The 15,559-nt window shown below is 57.4% G+C and carries 15 protein-coding genes and 1 tRNA gene; 7 read left to right on the top strand and 9 right to left on the bottom strand.

What is annotated here, in order from left to right:
- Positions 1-3: 3 nt before the first annotated feature.
- Positions 4-978 (top strand): DUF6607 family protein, encoded by a 975-nt coding sequence (locus D6858_RS09215; RefSeq protein ID WP_120109241.1) that lies wholly within the window; start codon positions 4-6, stop codon positions 976-978.
- A gap of 25 nt (positions 979-1,003) precedes the next feature.
- Entirely contained in the window at positions 1,004-1,474 is a 471-nt protein-coding gene (locus D6858_RS09210) for a hypothetical protein (RefSeq protein WP_120109239.1), read from the top strand.
- A 32-nt stretch (positions 1,475-1,506) separates the two neighbouring features.
- Here D6858_RS09210 and D6858_RS09205 read toward each other — a convergent pair whose 3' ends face one another.
- A complete protein-coding gene (locus tag D6858_RS09205; RefSeq protein ID WP_225081901.1) occupies positions 1,507-2,439 on the bottom strand; it encodes a DMT family transporter in 933 nt (310 codons plus the stop codon).
- 166 nt (positions 2,440-2,605) lie between these two features.
- Between D6858_RS09205 and D6858_RS09200 the strand changes: the two genes are divergently transcribed.
- On the top strand, positions 2,606-3,841 hold the full coding sequence (locus D6858_RS09200) for a glycoside hydrolase family 6 protein (protein WP_240623782.1): 1,236 nt from the start codon (positions 2,606-2,608) through the stop codon (positions 3,839-3,841).
- On the opposite strand, the gene D6858_RS09195 is transcribed toward D6858_RS09200, so the two are convergent.
- Positions 3,822-4,826: a LacI family DNA-binding transcriptional regulator gene (locus D6858_RS09195; protein ID WP_338067291.1), complete on the bottom strand. Its 1,005-nt coding sequence runs from the start codon at positions 4,824-4,826 to the stop codon at positions 3,822-3,824. The genes D6858_RS09200 and D6858_RS09195 overlap by 20 nt on opposite strands.
- A 190-nt stretch (positions 4,827-5,016) precedes the next feature.
- Here D6858_RS09195 and D6858_RS09190 point away from each other — a divergent pair, with 190 nt between their 5' ends.
- Together D6858_RS09190 and D6858_RS09185 are read left to right on the top strand one after the other, a co-directional pair.
- Complete coding sequence (locus D6858_RS09190; protein ID WP_240623780.1) at positions 5,017-7,488, top strand: glycoside hydrolase family 3 protein; 2,472 nt, start codon at positions 5,017-5,019, stop codon at positions 7,486-7,488.
- A 38-nt stretch (positions 7,489-7,526) separates the two neighbouring features.
- Positions 7,527-10,160 (top strand): TonB-dependent receptor, encoded by a 2,634-nt coding sequence (locus D6858_RS09185; protein WP_120109661.1) that lies wholly within the window; start codon positions 7,527-7,529, stop codon positions 10,158-10,160.
- Between the two features lie 213 nt (positions 10,161-10,373).
- Here D6858_RS09185 and D6858_RS09180 read toward each other — a convergent pair.
- Positions 10,374-10,447 (bottom strand) — tRNA-Gly (locus tag D6858_RS09180).
- A gap of 220 nt (positions 10,448-10,667) precedes the next feature.
- Between D6858_RS09180 and D6858_RS15975 the strand changes: the two genes are divergently transcribed.
- Positions 10,668-11,159 carry a hypothetical protein gene (locus D6858_RS15975; protein WP_205664906.1) on the top strand — a complete coding sequence of 164 codons (492 nt, stop codon included), beginning with the start codon at positions 10,668-10,670 and terminating at the stop codon, positions 11,157-11,159.
- Between the two features lie 11 nt (positions 11,160-11,170).
- A complete protein-coding gene (locus D6858_RS09170) occupies positions 11,171-11,479 on the top strand; it encodes an I78 family peptidase inhibitor (RefSeq protein WP_120109231.1) in 309 nt (102 codons plus the stop codon).
- Between the two features lie 3 nt (positions 11,480-11,482).
- On the opposite strand, the gene tatC is transcribed toward D6858_RS09170, so the two are convergent.
- The 6 genes from tatC to nagZ form a co-directional block, all read right to left on the bottom strand.
- A complete protein-coding gene (gene tatC, locus D6858_RS09165; protein ID WP_120109229.1) occupies positions 11,483-12,313 on the bottom strand; it encodes a twin-arginine translocase subunit TatC in 831 nt (276 codons plus the stop codon).
- A gap of 7 nt (positions 12,314-12,320) precedes the next feature.
- On the bottom strand, positions 12,321-12,734 hold the full coding sequence (gene tatB / locus D6858_RS09160; RefSeq protein ID WP_120109227.1) for a Sec-independent protein translocase protein TatB: 414 nt from the start codon (positions 12,732-12,734) through the stop codon (positions 12,321-12,323).
- Between the two features lie 29 nt (positions 12,735-12,763).
- On the bottom strand, positions 12,764-13,009 hold the full coding sequence (tatA, locus tag D6858_RS09155; RefSeq protein WP_120109225.1) for a twin-arginine translocase TatA/TatE family subunit: 246 nt from the start codon (positions 13,007-13,009) through the stop codon (positions 12,764-12,766).
- A gap of 64 nt (positions 13,010-13,073) precedes the next feature.
- On the bottom strand, positions 13,074-13,709 hold the full coding sequence (gene scpB, locus D6858_RS09150; protein ID WP_120109223.1) for an SMC-Scp complex subunit ScpB: 636 nt from the start codon (positions 13,707-13,709) through the stop codon (positions 13,074-13,076).
- Positions 13,706-14,512 (bottom strand): segregation and condensation protein A, encoded by an 807-nt coding sequence (locus tag D6858_RS09145; protein ID WP_120109221.1) that lies wholly within the window; start codon positions 14,510-14,512, stop codon positions 13,706-13,708. Before D6858_RS09145 ends, scpB begins: the two co-directional genes overlap by 4 nt.
- Entirely contained in the window at positions 14,509-15,525 is a 1,017-nt protein-coding gene (gene nagZ / locus D6858_RS09140) for a beta-N-acetylhexosaminidase (protein ID WP_120109219.1), read from the bottom strand. Before nagZ ends, D6858_RS09145 begins: the two co-directional genes overlap by 4 nt.
- Positions 15,526-15,559: the final 34 nt, after the last annotated feature.

Genomic DNA, 15,559 nt, shown 5'->3' with positions numbered 1-15,559 from the left:
ATTATGATTAACCTCAAGACAATTCTGGGCGCCAGCTTGCTGGCACTGGCCTGCACATCGTGTCCGGCTCTCGCTCACCCGCCAATCGATGCGAAGCAGGCAGCCGCCCATTTCGATCAGGATCGCGCCGATATTCTGGCGATGGCGGGCAATTACAAGGTTCGGTTCGATATGCAGGAATCGACCCGCTGGGATCCCGCTTACACCCCCATCGACAAGAAGACTTCGGGTGGGCACGAAGTCGTTCGTGTTATCGAAGACACCGGTCGCAAAATCGTGCTCCAGCACATCCTCGTCGTGAAGCACGATGGTCAGGATATGGTCATCAAACACTGGCGGCAGGATTGGGAATACGAACCGGAGCGCGTGCTCGTTTATGCCGATACCGACACCTGGAAATGGGAAGACGTACCGGAAAAGATGCGGAGCGGTCGCTGGTCGCAAACCGTCTGGCAAGTCGACGATAGCCCGCGATACGGCGGATGGGGCCAGTTCGAAACACAGGGCGGTATCCGTCGCTGGCGATCGAACTGGACCTGGCGCCCGCTCGCTCGCCGCGACGCTGTACGCAACCCCGTCTATGACCGGTATCTGGCGATCAACCGTCACCAGAACACGCCTGACGGGTGGATCCACTGGCAGGACAACACCAAGATGGGTTCCAAAGACGGCAAGCTGGTGCCGATCGTGCAGGAATATGTCCTCAATACCTACACGAAATTCGACGGCTACAACGTCCAGGCAGCCGACGATTACTGGGCAGCAACCCGTGATTACTGGGCCGCTGTCCGTGCTGAATGGGACGATGTCGCCCAAAAGAAAGGTGGCATTGGCATCAAGGAACAGGCCGACACCGGCACTGTCATCAGTGCAGAACTGATGCAGCTGGCAAACGACATTCAAAACAAGACGACCACCACCGCGAAAGCAATCACCAAAGCCCGCAAGCTGATCGCCGACAATACCCGCCAGCTCTGATCTGCAAACCAAGGAAGCGCCCGCTATGTATGATTTCATCGACCGTCCCGTCACCGATCTCGATAATGGCGGACGCTTCATTGTCTGGGCTGCACGAAGCTGGGTAAAGGCCGTGGGCGAACGGCGCTGCCCCGCGCACGGCATCGCCCCTGCCTTTGCCAAGTGGAACTTGCTGAGTGGGCTGCAGCCGTTCCTGGCGATGATGGCTCTATTCAATCGCCACGGCTTGCAGAACTTCGAATTCTGCGGACTGCAATGCAACCACGTGTCCGAACACGAAGCGATCATTGTCAGTCTGGTGTGCGGATTGCAGGATGGCGATCCGGTAAGCGTACGCCACACACTCGACCTGTTGGTGGCGGAAGAGGCGATCGGGGATTTGATCGCAGCACTCGATATGCTGGACAAGGCGATGTACGCAGCAGGTATCCGCCCCGGCAGGGGCACTGCGGATGTAGCTACGATCGATACTGAGGCAAAGAAATCACGTCGCTGACAGAACCGTGCAGCGATGGGGATGGCACCGAGCTATCGCGCCGAAGCGCGGCGAATGCCCAACGCCGACATGATTATTCCGCCCAGGATCAGTATCATGCCGCTGACATGATAACCGTGCAGCGCCTCGTCCAACAATGCTGCGGCCAGTAAAGCACCGAATAGCGGCATCAGAGTAATCATCTGCCCTGCCGGGGCTGCACCCAGCCTGGCGACTGCGGCGTTGTAAAGCACATACGCGACCAGCGAAGGGAATATCGCCACATAGACAAATGCTCCGATGACATCGGCACGCAGCGGAATTGCCGCACCGGCCCGCATCTCCAATGCAGCAAACGGGAACATGGCAATTGCCCCGATAACGAACGTCGCAACAAGAAAGCTGAGCGGGTGGCAAGCGGGTCGCAGACGCAGAAATGCAGTGTAGAGCGCCCAGCACACCACTCCGCACAAGATCAGGAAATCTCCGAAATTAAGGTGTATTCCAAAAATTGCCGCCAGATGTCCGCGCAGCACGATCACCACGACACCCACCATCGACAGCATGACACCGATGATTTGCAGCACCGACGCCCGGTCTCGAAAAAACAGGCGGTTGAACACCAGCACCAGTGCCGGGATCGCGGCCTGAAGCAACAAGCCATTACTGGCGGTCGTAAAATGAAGCCCCGAATAGACAAAGGCGTTGAACGCGGCCACGCCGGTTAGTCCCAGCGCAACAACCGTTTTCCAACGGTCGATCAATATACTTTTGTCAGCGACAACATGCCGCCAGGCGAATGGCAGCACCGCCAGCAGCGCCCCCGTCCAGCGCACAAACGCCAGCGTGAACGGCGGGATCACACCATTCACCGCCCGCCCAACAATAAAGTTGCCGGACCAGAACAGGATCACGATGCACAATGTGGCGTAAGGCCACAACACCGCCCTCTGCTCATCGCCTGATACCGAACCGCCCGCTGCCACCAACCCTGTTCCTTCCAAACCACCCTTGCGTAAAAAATTGCGAGTCTTTCTGAAAGGCACCGCAGAAAACCAATTCGCGCATATCGCCGCTAGCAGCAACCAGTTTACCCACGGCATGAAGGAAGAGCACGCGCATATCGGTTAACAGACGCAAGATATATTGGTTATGATGGGTGCCATGTCAGGATATCTCTCTCTGCTTGCAGGCGCTGCGCTGAGCGTAACCGTGCCGGACCACGGACAGCCAGCGTTGTTCACCAATCCCGAAAGCACCACGCGCACGGCGGCAGAACGATTGGAGGGAGACGCCAGGCAGGATGCGCTGACGCTAAGCCGCTTTCCTTCAGCCACCTGGTTCGCAGGCGGAACACCCGATGAGATCGAAAAAGGGGTCGACAGACTGGTGGGTCTTGCGGCAGCTGAAAACAGCATCCCGGTACTGGTCGCTTACAATATCCCCGAACGTGATTGTGCCCTGTATTCTTCCGGTGGCGCAGATGAAACCGAAAGTTACCTCGCGTGGATCAAGGCCTTCTCAGCGGGTATTGCTAATCGGCCGGCAATTGTCGTTCTGGAACCAGACAGTTTGGGCATAATCCCGTGGTACTCTTCTCTCGACGGCAGCTTGGGGCAATGTCAGCCGCAAGGCGGTGATAAAAACAAGGCAGCCAGCAACCGCTTCATTCAGTTGACCACTGCAGTTGATATCCTTTCGTCCCTGCCCAATGTGCAGGTCTATTTGGATGGAACGGGCAGTAGCTGGCTTGCGCCGGGCGAAGCAGCACATCGGCTCATTCAGGCGAATGTTCTGAAGGCAGACGGGTACTTTCTCAATGTTTCCAACTTCGAAAGCGATGCCCGGGTAACAGCATACGCACGCTGGATCAGCGATTGCATCGCGCTTGTCACCGGTCGCAATGTCGATCCTCGAGAATGCCCAAGCCAGTATAGTCCTGCAACGTTTGACGATGTCGAAACCTGGCGCGCAACAGATGTTGCCTACGACGCTTTGTTTGCACGATTTAATCTTACGCGCGATCCTGCTTCACAGAAGCGGGCAATAATTGATACCAGTCGCAATGGCAGAGGATCGTGGGCCCCGAAAGTCGGTCTGCATTCCGACCCGGAAGTCTGGTGCAATCCCCCAGCACGCGGGCTAGGTCGCAGGCCAACGATGGAAACGCGCCATCCCTACATCGACGCATTTTTATGGATCAAGATTCCCGGAGAATCCGATGGCGAATGTTTTCGGGGCACGTCCGGCCCGAACGATCCTGAACGTGGTATCAATGCACCGCCAGCCGGTAGCTGGTTCCCCGAGCAGGCTCGCGAATTAATCCGGTATGCAGTACCGCCACTAACCGACAGCCAACGTCCGAAATCTAAAGAGGGGGAGCGGTAGAAGCCCGCACAATCAATTCATACGGATGATCACCGCGCAACGGAGGCGCCTCGCGCTGGCTATCGTTGGCATCGAGTGTTGCGATCAACCGATCGACCGCGTCCCATGCCATCTCATTCACCGGTTGGCGCACTGTGGTGAGCTGCGGCCAGGTTGTTCGGGACACTTCCGAATTGTCGAATCCTGCAACTGAGACATCACCGGGGACCGAAAGACCGGCGTCGCGGACAGCGGCCATCGCCGCCACCGCCATATCGTCGTTCTGAGCCAAAATGGCTGTCGGACGAGGCGAATTACTCAGCAATTCCGCGGCCGCGGAATAGCCAACGTCGTAAGTGAAATCGCCAGAAACAACTAAATCATCTATCGGCTCGGCATCGAAATCGGCAAAGGCCAATCGATACCCTTCCATCCGCGCAGCGCTCGCAGCATGGGACGGGTCGCCCATCACGATGCCGATACGTCTATGGCCAAGCTCCAGCAGATGCGTAGCGATTGCTCGCCCGGCCTCAACTTCGTCCATCGCCGTTACAATACCGCGATCCATTTCGTGATGAGGCGTAATGCGCGCATAGGGAAGCTTCTGTCTGTCGAGCATCGATAACAGTTCGTGCTGATCGCAGGCAGGCGGGGCGAGAATGACTCCATCCAAGCCTGCACGTAACAGTAAACTTCCCAGTTCTTCCGGACGATTTGCAACATCACGGAATGGCAGCACTACCAGCCGGTAACGTGAATTTTCCAGCCGGGCGAGCGCGCCGTTCTGCAGTTCCACGACATAGCTCGGACTTGGCCGCTCATAGGTCAAACCTAACAGATAGCTACGTCGGGCGATCAGGCTCTGCGCGGCGATATTCGGGTGGTAATCGAGCGCCGCAGCAGCTTCCTTAACCCGCCTGCGGGTATCCGCGTTGACGTGCGGCGCATCGTTCAACGCCCGTGAGACAGTCTTGATCGATACACCGGCAAGGCCCGCAACATCGATTATCGTTGATCGCTTCGAAATTGCAGCCCCCGCAAGATGCGTTGTTGCCCCAGTGCCGACCTTGTCGGTGCACGTGAATAGCGCCTCTCTTGACTTATGTCGATGGCTGACAGTAAACGTTGTCATAACAGCGGTAAACGTTGTCATATATGGAGAGGAGATTCTGGTGCGGCATTGCCGAGCTCAATTCGTGTTCAAGGCTTTTGCGGTAACGCTGTGCTCAGGCGTGGCGACTGCACCGGTTGTCGCACAGCCCGATCATCGGTCGATCGCAGATCCAAGCAAATGGCCTGAACAGGCGGCCCCCATCAAATCCGATCCTACGCTGGAAAGCCGAATCAATTCTCTGATCGCAAGAATGTCTCTGGAACAGAAAGTCGGTCAGGTTATTCAAGCCGATATCGGCAGCGTGACGCCGGAGGATGTTCGTCAATACCATCTCGGCTCCATCCTCAACGGAGGCAATTCGACACCTACAGGGAAATATAATGCTCCGGCCAAAGAGTGGCTGAAAGCGGCCGATGCGTTCTATGCCGCCTCAATGGCGCCTGATGGCAAATTGCCTCGTATCCCGATTATCTGGGGTAGCGACGCAGTGCATGGGCACAATAATATTGTCGGCGCGACACTATTTCCCCACAATATTGGTTTGGGCGCCGCACGCGATCCAGAATTGCTGCGTCGCATAGGCGAAGTAACGGCAATCGAGATGCGAACGACCGGCCTCGACTGGACGTTCGCTCCGACACTGGCGGTCGTGAGAGATGACCGGTGGGGCCGGACTTACGAAGGCTTCGGCGAAACCCCGGAAATCGCCACATCGTATGCAGCTCCGCTGATTGAAGGCCTGCAAGGCAAGATTGGTGACAAAGACTGGCTGCGCGGGCCGCATATCATCGCAACAGCCAAGCATTTCCTTGGCGACGGCGGGACCACCGGCGGCAAGGATCAGGGGGATACACGCATCGCGGAAAGTGGCCTGCGCGATCTGTTCAGCCCCCCTTACCTCCCCGCTATCAAGGCTGGGGTGCAGTCGATCATGGTCAGCTTTTCCGGCTGGAATGGCGCAAAAATGCACGGCAACAAATCCCTGTTGAATGGCGTTGTGAAACAGCGATGGAATTTCGACGGATTTCTGGTTGGGGACTGGAACGGCCACGGGCAAGTCGCTGGATGCACCGTCACTAGTTGCACTCAGTCTCTGGTTGCCGGACTCGATATGTATATGGCGCCCGACAGCTGGAAGGGTCTGTATAATTCGACACTCACCGCTGCCCGCGACGGATCACTGCCGATAGACCGGCTGGACGATGCAGTTCGCCGCATTCTTCGGGTAAAACTCAGGGCGGGACTGTTCGAAGCGGGAAAACCGTCTTCACGCCCTTACGCGGGCGAATTCGAAAGGCTGGGAAGCCCGGAACACCGGGCTGTCGCGCGTGAGGCGGTGCAGAAGTCGCTGGTCCTGCTTAAGAACGCAGGTCGTATTCTGCCTCTGAACGCCAGCGCCAATATCCTGATTGCGGGCGATGGCGCCGATAACATGGCGAAGCAGACAGGGGGCTGGACGCTCAGCTGGCAAGGCACCGGCACTGTACGCCCGGACTTCCCCAACGCGCAAACGATCTGGGAAGGAATTGCCGAAGCTGTCGATGCAACTGGCGGTCGCGCCACGCTGTCCCCCAACGGGAGCTACACCACCAGACCGGATGTGGCGATCGTAGTATTCGGCGAGGATCCTTACGCTGAATTCCAGGGCGACCGGGCCGACGTCGGCTATGACGATGCGCGATCCCTGAAACTGCTGCACTCGCTGCAAGCAGATGGAATCCCCACCGTTACGGTTTTCCTGTCAGGCCGCCCAATGTGGGTGAACCCGTTCCTTAACGCCTCTGATGCATTTGTTGCCGCCTGGCTGCCCGGCTCCGAGGGCGGTGGCGTTGCCGATCTTCTGTTCGGGAAAGCGCAATTCACAGGCAAGCTGCCGTATAGCTGGCCAAAAACCAGCGACCAGACCGCAGTGAACATCGGCGACAAGGGCTACGATCCCCTGTTTGCCTACGGCTTCGGACTATCAACGGACGAACCCGGTGACCTCACCACTTTGCCCGAAGATCGGGCAGCTCCGGCACAGACAGATGACAACATTCTTTTCGCCAGCGGCCGCTTCGGAAACGGGCGACACCTGCTCATCGGCGCGCCCGGCGCGTTGGCCACCAATCCCGGCCCGGATCTGATCACGGCCGAAAGAACCGATCGCAACGCGCAGGAAGACTCACTTCGGCTGCGTTGGAAGGGGGGCGGGCGTGCTGCAGCAGCCATCGCTCAGGATCGATCACGCGATCTAACACGACAGGCAAATGGCGACCTTGCGCTGGAGCTGGATGTAAAAGTGAACGTCGCGCCGACGGCCGACGTCAGCTTAATGATGAGCTGCGGAGAGAAATGTACAGGCGGAATTCCACTACGACTCACACTCGCAGAGGCAAAAAAGACCGACAAATGGACCCGCATCGCGATCCCACTGTCCTGTTTCGCCCAGGCCGGTGTTGATCTTAGCCGTGTCGAAGAACCGTTGATACTGGTCACTGAGGGACAGCTCGACCTTTCGATCTCCTCAGTACGTATTGCATCGCCGTCGGACAAACAACTTTCATGTCAATGAATAACATCCGCAAGCGAGCGGATGCAGGGGAGGATAGTATGATCAAGATGAAGTTCACCAAGGCGTTCAGCACAGCATTGCTTTGCTCCATCGCCAGCGTTCCGGCTTACGCTCAAACGGAGCCAGACAATGATCCGGCAACCGCAGACAACCAGTCTGCAGGAGACGACGACACCATTATCGTCACCGCCAACCGCCGCGCAGAGAATTTGCAGGACGTCTCAAGCGTTGTTCAGGCTTTGGACTCTGAGCAACTCAGGCGAGACGGTATTTCGGAACTGCGCCAGCTGCAGGTCGCCGTACCGGGTTTAAGCATTGCAAATCAGGAAGGTAACGTCGAAATCTTCATTCGCGGTGTGGGTTCGGCGAACAATACCGAACTGGGCGATCCCGGCGCTGCGCCTCACCTCAACGGAACCTACATCCCCCGCCCGCGCGGGTTAGGCGTCATGTTCTATGATCTGGAACGGGTCGAAGTGAACAAAGGTCCACAGGGAACTCTCTATGGCCGCAATGCACTAGCCGGGACGCTGAATATCATTACTGCAAAGCCACGGCTGGGCGAATTCGGCGGATATGTTCAGGCTGAAATTGGCAATCGTTCGTCCTATGGGGCGGAAGGAGCGCTCAATATCCCGCTGGGCGACACCATGGCCGTACGTGCAGCGGGCTATTACATCAATCGCGATGCAGGCTTTCACAATGCGTCGACAGGTGCGCAGGCGCGAAATCTAAAGCCAGCCGGACTCGAAGAAAACTATGCCGGGCGGCTGTCCTTATTGTGGGAGCCGAACGATCGGCTGACAATCTCCCTTGTCGGAGACTATGGCAAGGAAACCGGCACTGGCTATCCCGGCGCGAATATTTTTGGCGCCGTTACTGCCACTGGCCTCAGACCGGAAGATCTCGACTTACGAGAAGTCGTTTATCGCGGAATGCAGGGCGACATGGAAAACGAGCTCTGGGGTATTCAGGGCAAAATCAGCTACGATTTTGGCAAGTTCGGCGCGGAGCTCACTGGCAGCTACCGCTCGGTCGATTTTTATCAGGCGAACGCCAGCAGCGATGGAATCGATTATCCTGGCCGCGACCTTGATGCCATCCAGTATGACAACTTCTCGAACAACTTCTGGCAAACAGAATCGCAAAGCCAGGTCTATGAATTCCGCCTGTTCGCGAATGAAAGCGAACGGTTCCGCTGGAACGTAGGCAGCTTCTACTTCAATGAAGATCAGGCCGTCGGTTATCTGGCTCTCGCAGATCGGGGATACTGCTGTTATTCCGCAACCGAATTCACCATGCCCGACGTCAATGGTGAAAGCTATGCGTTCTACGCTGATGGCACCTATGATGTGACCGATCGACTGCGCTTGCTGGGCGGCATTCGCTATACCGAAGAGAAAAAGTATCGTTACGGTATCGGAGGCAACTGGGCACTAACTCTGGGAGGAGAAGACTACTCGTGCTGTTTCGCCACGCGCGTTGGCACCGAGGGCTTCAGACCTAACCTGCTGGATCGTCCCAACTTCGATGTAACGGGAATCGATACCCTGCAAGGGCGCGCCCAATTCCTGATCGAAGGAATTAAGACTGCAGGTCTGCGCGATACACTGATCGATCAGATTGGCGCCATCGCCAATGGCACAAATCCGAATGGCACCTGCACCAGCCGACCGGATATCGACAACGGATTCATGCAATGTCCGACGGGTTTTGACGGTGGATTCAGCTTTGTAAATCTCACCATCCCCGACCAGCAGGTCGGCCAGTCGAAATTCGATTTCGTAGATTGGCGTGTGGGCATGGAATATGATCTAAGCCCGGACAATATGCTGTACGCCAAGATTTCCACTGGTCACAAATCGGGTGGATTCAACGACAGCTTCAATGGATCGACAATCCCTGAAGCGTATAGCCCGGAAAAGCTGGTAGTGTATGAAATCGGCAGCAGGAACGCGTTCGACGCATTCGGTCGACGGGCAATTTTCAACCTGACAGGCTTCTACTACGAATATTCAAATCAGGTTTTTCAGGATCTTACCTGCATCAATCTGGATGAGACACAGACGCCACCGGTCTGCAATGGCTATTCGCTGGTAAACCGCAATATCGGTGCGTCACGCATTTATGGCGCCGAAGCAGAGTTAAAGCTCAAGTTACCTGCACACTTCGCATTGGACATCAATGCGGCCTACCTCGATACCAAGATAACCGAGGGGGTCGTGGCCGATGCAAGAGCGCAGGATTTCGACGCCGGGGGTGAATCACCACTGGTCAGCTTGGTGGGCAATCGCCTCCCGCTTGCCTCCAAGGTGAATTTGAGCGCACGGCTGTCGCAATCTTTCGATATCGGGTCGGGACGGTTCGACTGGCAGGCGCTACTTAACTACCGCTCGTCGTTCTTCCTCAGCCAATTCAATGAAAGCGATATCGTCTTTTTGGACGGCACACGACAGACCGCATTGGAAGCAGGTTTTCCGGATCTTCAGAAAGGGTTCGTCACGCTCAATCTCGGCGTCGGTTACTCGATCGAAAACCTGCGCCTGGAAGCCTGGGCAAGCAATGTCCTGAACCAAGAAGCCTCCCAGAAGGCTCTGGTCGGGTCTTCGCTCAACATCCGGTTCCTGAACGACGCCCGCAGCTATGGGCTGCGCGCACGCATCAGCTTCTGAATGTAACACCAACAAGACATTATTGTTCGATGGCGGGCCTGCTACTCAACTGTGCTAAGCGGTTTAGCAGGCCCGTAAATACGGGTAACGCCTTGTCATCCAGACCTGCACGCTGCGCGATCAAGCCCGGTTCACGTTACCGGCATGGCCTGCACATGCGAAAAACACAGACTCTCATCGATGTTTTGTAATTATCTGGGCAGCTTGAAAAGCTGGAGCGGGTGAAGGGAATCGAACCCTCGTCGTCAGCTTGGGAAGCTGCTGCTCTACCATTGAGCTACACCCGCTTAGTTTGCGAAAACCGTGGTGGTTGTCACACCGCCGTTGCAACGCGGGCGCCGCTTTCCACGATATGTGATCATTGGTCAATATGGGTTCGAAATTCATTGCCAACGCCACGCGGCCCATGAATGGCATCACCGCCCGATCAGCACGTCGCAAGCATCGGGGAAAGACTTGCCTCCTAAAACATTAGAGTCATAATCGATCACGCCACAGGGAGACTCCATGCGCCGTTTTCCGATTATCGCAGCCACGTTGCTCACTCTCACCGCTTGCAACCGAAGCGCACCGGACGAAGAAAGCGGCCAAGCGAACCCGGCAGAAAGCCTTCCGAGCTCATCTGCCGCGCCCGCGCCATCGGCAGACCTCTCTCGCCCCCAACACGGTATTCCCGAGCAAGGAATACCTGTTTCGATGCGTGGTCGTTGGGGGCTGGTGAGCGCAGATTGCGAAAAGGGAAAAAGCGATGCCAAAGGACTGATGATCGTTTCCCCGACAACGATTACATTTTATGAATCCGTTGGGCAGCTTTCGTCGATCAGTTCTTCATCGGACAGCAAATTCGATGCCCGGTTCTCATTCATGGGCGAGGGTATGAATTGGGAGCGGCAGGTTTCGTTCCAACTCAGCAAGAACGGGGACACTCTGTTCCGCACCGACGCCAACGGCCCTGATACCACCAACGGTCAATTCACATACAAACGCTGTTCAAATTGAGGAGTGAGATCATGCAGAAGTTAGCTGGGATCTGTGGTGGCGCTGTCGCTGCGATATTGCTGAGTGGGTGCGCCACAACTTATGCTGCGGACGATACCGCGCCTGCTGGCATCGCTCACAAGTGCGATGCCAGCAGCGTACAATCGAACCTGGGGGCAAAGGCAACCGCTGCGCTCGCCGCGGACCTGTTGAAACAATCCGGTTCGCGCACGCTACGATGGCTTCCCCCGCGGACAGCCATGACAATGGATTACCGCCAGGATCGACTGAACATCGGTTACGACGATAACTATGTTATCGAACGCATTATGTGCGGCTGACCCTTATTCGGATGCGGTCGACCCGGTGCCGTCCGCTTCTGCCTGGGTTGACTCAGCCGCCTGCCGTGCCTGTTCTTTCGCCGCTTTCTTTTCGCCGCGCCACATCAGCAGTAAGGAAATTTCAAACAGGCCAAGCAAAGGAATGCCAAGCATCAATTGGCTGATGATATCTGGCGGAGTAATGACCGCAGCCACAATCGCGATGCCAACGATTACATAACGCCGCGCTTTCGACAGTTGCTGGCGCGTGACAATACCTGCCCGATTGAGCAACATAAGCAAGACCGGCAACAGAAAACTCGCCCCGAAGGCAAAGATGAATTGCATCACCAGGCTGAGGTAATCACCCATCGCGGGAAGGGCTTCCTGCTTCAGCCCGCCACTCATCCCCTGAAAGCCGAGAAACCAGCGGAACGCCATCGGCATGACCACGAAATAGGCGAGGCTTGCCCCCATCGTGAACAGGATCGGAGTCGCAATCAGAAACGGCAGAAATGCCTTCTTTTCTTTCGCATACAAACCCGGCGCGACGAAAGCCCACATCTGGTTGGCGATAATCGGGAAGGCGAGGAAGAACGCCGCGAACAGCGCTACTTTGATTTCAGTGAAAAACGCTTCGTAAAGCTTGGTATAGACGAGCCTGCCTTGTCCTGCCGGGAACGCCTCCGTCAGCGGTCGAACGAGGAAGCCAAAGATATCGTCGGCAAAGTAAAAACAGATAGCAAAAGCCACCACCAGCGCTGCGATCGACCGCAAAAGCCGTGTACGTAATTCGACAAGGTGATCGAGCAGCGGGCTCTGTGTTTCATCGATATCGCTGATTTTGAAGGCCATCGTGCAATCAGCCCAGCGGCAATTCGGGCTCGTTGCCCGATTTCTTTTCCGGCAACAGATTTTCCGGTTTTTCAGATGCTGTCGGTTTGGGTTTGCCTTCTGCGGCGCTGGCCAGATCTTCCGGCCCGAGCTCTTCCACCTTCTGGTCGGGCAGCGATGTCATCTCATGCTCACTAAGATCGGCATTGGGGTGTTCGGCCATGATGCGGGCATTCTGTTCAGCCCATTTCTTTTCCATTTCTTCCATCTCCGCTTCGCGGATCATCGCATCCACTCCAGCGCGGAAATGGTTGGAAACACGGCGCATCTGCCCGATCCACCGCCCAGCAGTACGCAGAGCTGCTGGCAGTTCCTTGGGACCGATGACGACCACCGCCACGATCACAATCAACAAAATCTCGGACCAGCCGATATCGAACATAATGGGCGACCTGCCCTTTTATCGCATTGTCAGGAGTCGGACTTCTCTGCAGGCTTGGGGTCGGCGGCAGCTTGCGATGCGGGCTTTGCTTCGTGCTGCGGCCCTTCCAGCTTGTGCGTTTCGCCCTTGCCGCCTTTTTCGCCCTCACTCATACCCTTCTTGAAGCTATTGATGCCTTTACCGAAATCCCCCATCATTTCGGAAATGCGCCCGCGCCCGAACAGCACGAGGATAACGAGAGCGATAATAACGAGTTGCCAGACACCGACTTGCATGGGTCAATTCTTCCGTTTGAGGATTTGTAAGGGCGATATAGGCGGTTTCGAGGGTCAGTGCCAGTCAGGCTTTGTTATCATCGGTTTCTGGCGAATTGCCCCCGCCTTCATCCTCTTCGACACGGTCTTCACCATCCCCCATCAGCGCATCGAAAACGTCGTCCACCGGGTCCAGCAATCCCGCCGCTTTCAATTCATCGATGCCCGGCAGATCACGCCGCGAACTCAAGCCGAAGTGCGCGAGAAACTCGGCTGTCGTGGCATAGATTACCGGGCGGCCCGGCACTTCGCGCCTGCCCGCCACCCGGACCCAGCCCACCTCCATCAACACATCGAGCGTACCGGAAGAAGTCTGCACCCCGCGAATCGATTCGATTTCCGCACGGCTCACCGGCTCATGATAAGCGACGATGGCGAGCACCTCGGTCGCAGCGCGTGACAAGCGGCGAACCTGTTCCCGTTCGCGGCGCAGAAGATGGGCGAGATCAGGCGCAGTCTGGAAATGCCAGCGCCTGTCGCGTTCCACCAGATGTATGCCCCGCCCTTGATAGTGTACGGACAGAGCCTTTAGCGCCTGCCGCACATCGGGCACCGCCAGATCGCCCAGATGCCCGGCCAGCGATTCGGGGGTCATCGGTTCTTCCGCAGCAAACAGCGTGGCTTCGATAGCGCGCTCAAGATCGTCAGGCCGCTCGCTCATGCCGCTGCGGGCCTCCGAAGGCGCAGAGGACCGAAGGTTTCATCCTGCGCCAGTTCGGCCCGCCCCAGTCGCGCCAGTTCCAGCGCGGCGACAAAGCTGCTGGCAAGCGCCGATTTGCGTAGTCGCGGTTCGGCATGAGGCGGAAGAAACTGGCGCAATTCGACCCATTCCAGCGTCACACCAAGCATGGCCGAAACCCGTTCGAGCGCCGAATCGAGCGTCATGACCGGGCGTTCGCGCACCATATGCACGACCGGCGCAGTGCGGGCGTTGACCACACCATAGGCCCGAACCAGCGCGAACCAGTCGCACTGCCACGTCGTTTTGCGATCGGTCCGCAAACCTTCGGGCGCGCCGCGCAGGAACACATCGCGCCCAAGCCGGTCGCGGGCCATCAGCCGCGCCGCCGCTTCACGCATAGCGCCCAGCCGCTGAAGCCGTAATTGCAAGCGAAGCGCGAGTTCTTCCGGGCTGGGATCTTCCTGCTCTTCCTTGGGCAACAGCAGAGCCGATTTCAGATAAGCGAGCCAGGCCGCCATCACCAGATAATCAGCCGCTAGTTCCAGCCGCAATGCCTCCGCCCGGTCGATATAACCAAGATACTGATCGACCAGCGCAAGAATTGAAATTTGGCGCAGATCGACTTTCTGACGCCGGGCAAGATCGAGTAACAGATCGAGCGGCCCTTCCCACCCGTCGAGTTCGAGATAGAGCGCCGCGTCTTCGCCTTGCGTCGCCGCGGGACCACCCCATTCGGCCGCATCACCTTCAACCGGATCGAGAGGAAGGCGCGCTTCGTTCACACAGAGACCTCGGCCAGAGCCAGCAGTTCATCCCGCGTGGCGAGCAACGCGCTCCTATCCGCCGCCTGCGCCTGCCCCACCCCTGCCAGCGCACGATCGAGTCGCTCTGCCGCACGAGGGGTTATTTCCGGCAGGCACTCCGCAATCCCGACCATCTCATCCATCCTGGCCCAACAATTGAGCACCAGATCGCAACCGGCAGCAATCGCGCGAGCGGACCGATCGGGGATCGATCCATCGAGCGCTTCCATATCGATATCATCGGTGAGCAACAGACCATCGAAGCCGATCCTGTTGCGGATAATCCGCTCAATCACAGTGGACGAAAGCGTTGCCGGATTTTCCGTGTCCCATGCGGTGAACAGCAGATGCCCGGTCATCCCCATCGGCGCCCAGTTGAGCGCACGGAACGGGGCGATGTCGGTTTCCAACTCTGCCTCACTCGCCGTAATCGTGGGCATTTCCTTGTGCGTATCGCACTGGCTACGGCCGTGCCCGGGCATATGTTTGATACAACCGGCGACTCCGGCGTCGGCCAGCCCTTCCAGAATGGCGCGACCCAATGCGGCAACGCGCATCGGCTCGCTGCCTAGCGCACGATCACCGATCACGTCATGCGCTCCGGGTTGCCGCACATCGAGCGGCGGGTGAAAATCCACCGTTATCCCCGCATCGGCCAGTTCCATCCCCAACGCCTGCGCGTTAGCGCGCGCTGCGACGATAGCCGACGATGGCGCGACATCGTACAGCGCATCGAAAGCCGCGCCAGCAGGAAAGGGCGACCATTCCGGCGGACGCATTCGGGCCACCCGTCCCCCTTCCTGATCGATCCCGATGAACAGCTTCTCCCGCCCGTGGATAGCACGCAATTCGTTTGTCAGCGCGCGAAGCTGGGATGGGTTTTGGACGTTGCGCCCGAACAGGACATATCCCGCCGGATCAGCCTGCGTGAAAAAGGCACGCTCGTCAGCAGTCAGGGTGAAGCCGGATATCCCGAAAATCGCGGGTGTCATAAGGGCAAGCGTTGCAGGAAGAGACGATTAAGGC

Origin of the sequence: Tsuneonella suprasediminis, from assembly GCF_003605755.1 — a bacterium.
GTDB classification, from domain to species: domain Bacteria; phylum Pseudomonadota; class Alphaproteobacteria; order Sphingomonadales; family Sphingomonadaceae; genus Tsuneonella; species Tsuneonella suprasediminis.
The sequence above is the reverse complement of the archived record's forward strand: the minus strand, read 5'-3'. Positions and strand labels throughout refer to the sequence as shown.

Bases quoted from the DNA above. Each gene is read 5' to 3' on its own strand.
- D6858_RS15975 (WP_205664906.1), top strand. From the start codon at position 10,668: ATGCGCCGTTTTCCGATTATCGCAGCCACGTTGCTCACTCTCACCGCT.
- D6858_RS09200 (WP_240623782.1), top strand. From the start codon at position 2,606: ATGATGGGTGCCATGTCAGGATATCTCTCTCTGCTTGCAGGCGCTGCG.
- D6858_RS09215 (WP_120109241.1), top strand. From the start codon at position 4: ATGATTAACCTCAAGACAATTCTGGGCGCCAGCTTGCTGGCACTGGCC.
- tatA (WP_120109225.1), bottom strand. From the start codon at position 13,009: ATGCAAGTCGGTGTCTGGCAACTCGTTATTATCGCTCTCGTTATCCTC.
- D6858_RS09210 (WP_120109239.1), top strand. From the start codon at position 1,004: ATGTATGATTTCATCGACCGTCCCGTCACCGATCTCGATAATGGCGGA.
- scpB (WP_120109223.1), bottom strand. From the start codon at position 13,709: ATGAGCGAGCGGCCTGACGATCTTGAGCGCGCTATCGAAGCCACGCTG.
- tatC (WP_120109229.1), bottom strand. From the start codon at position 12,313: ATGGCCTTCAAAATCAGCGATATCGATGAAACACAGAGCCCGCTGCTC.
- tatB (WP_120109227.1), bottom strand. From the start codon at position 12,734: ATGTTCGATATCGGCTGGTCCGAGATTTTGTTGATTGTGATCGTGGCG.
- nagZ (WP_120109219.1), bottom strand. From the start codon at position 15,525: ATGACACCCGCGATTTTCGGGATATCCGGCTTCACCCTGACTGCTGAC.
- D6858_RS09170 (WP_120109231.1), top strand. From the start codon at position 11,171: ATGCAGAAGTTAGCTGGGATCTGTGGTGGCGCTGTCGCTGCGATATTG.
- D6858_RS09185 (WP_120109661.1), top strand. From the start codon at position 7,527: ATGATCAAGATGAAGTTCACCAAGGCGTTCAGCACAGCATTGCTTTGC.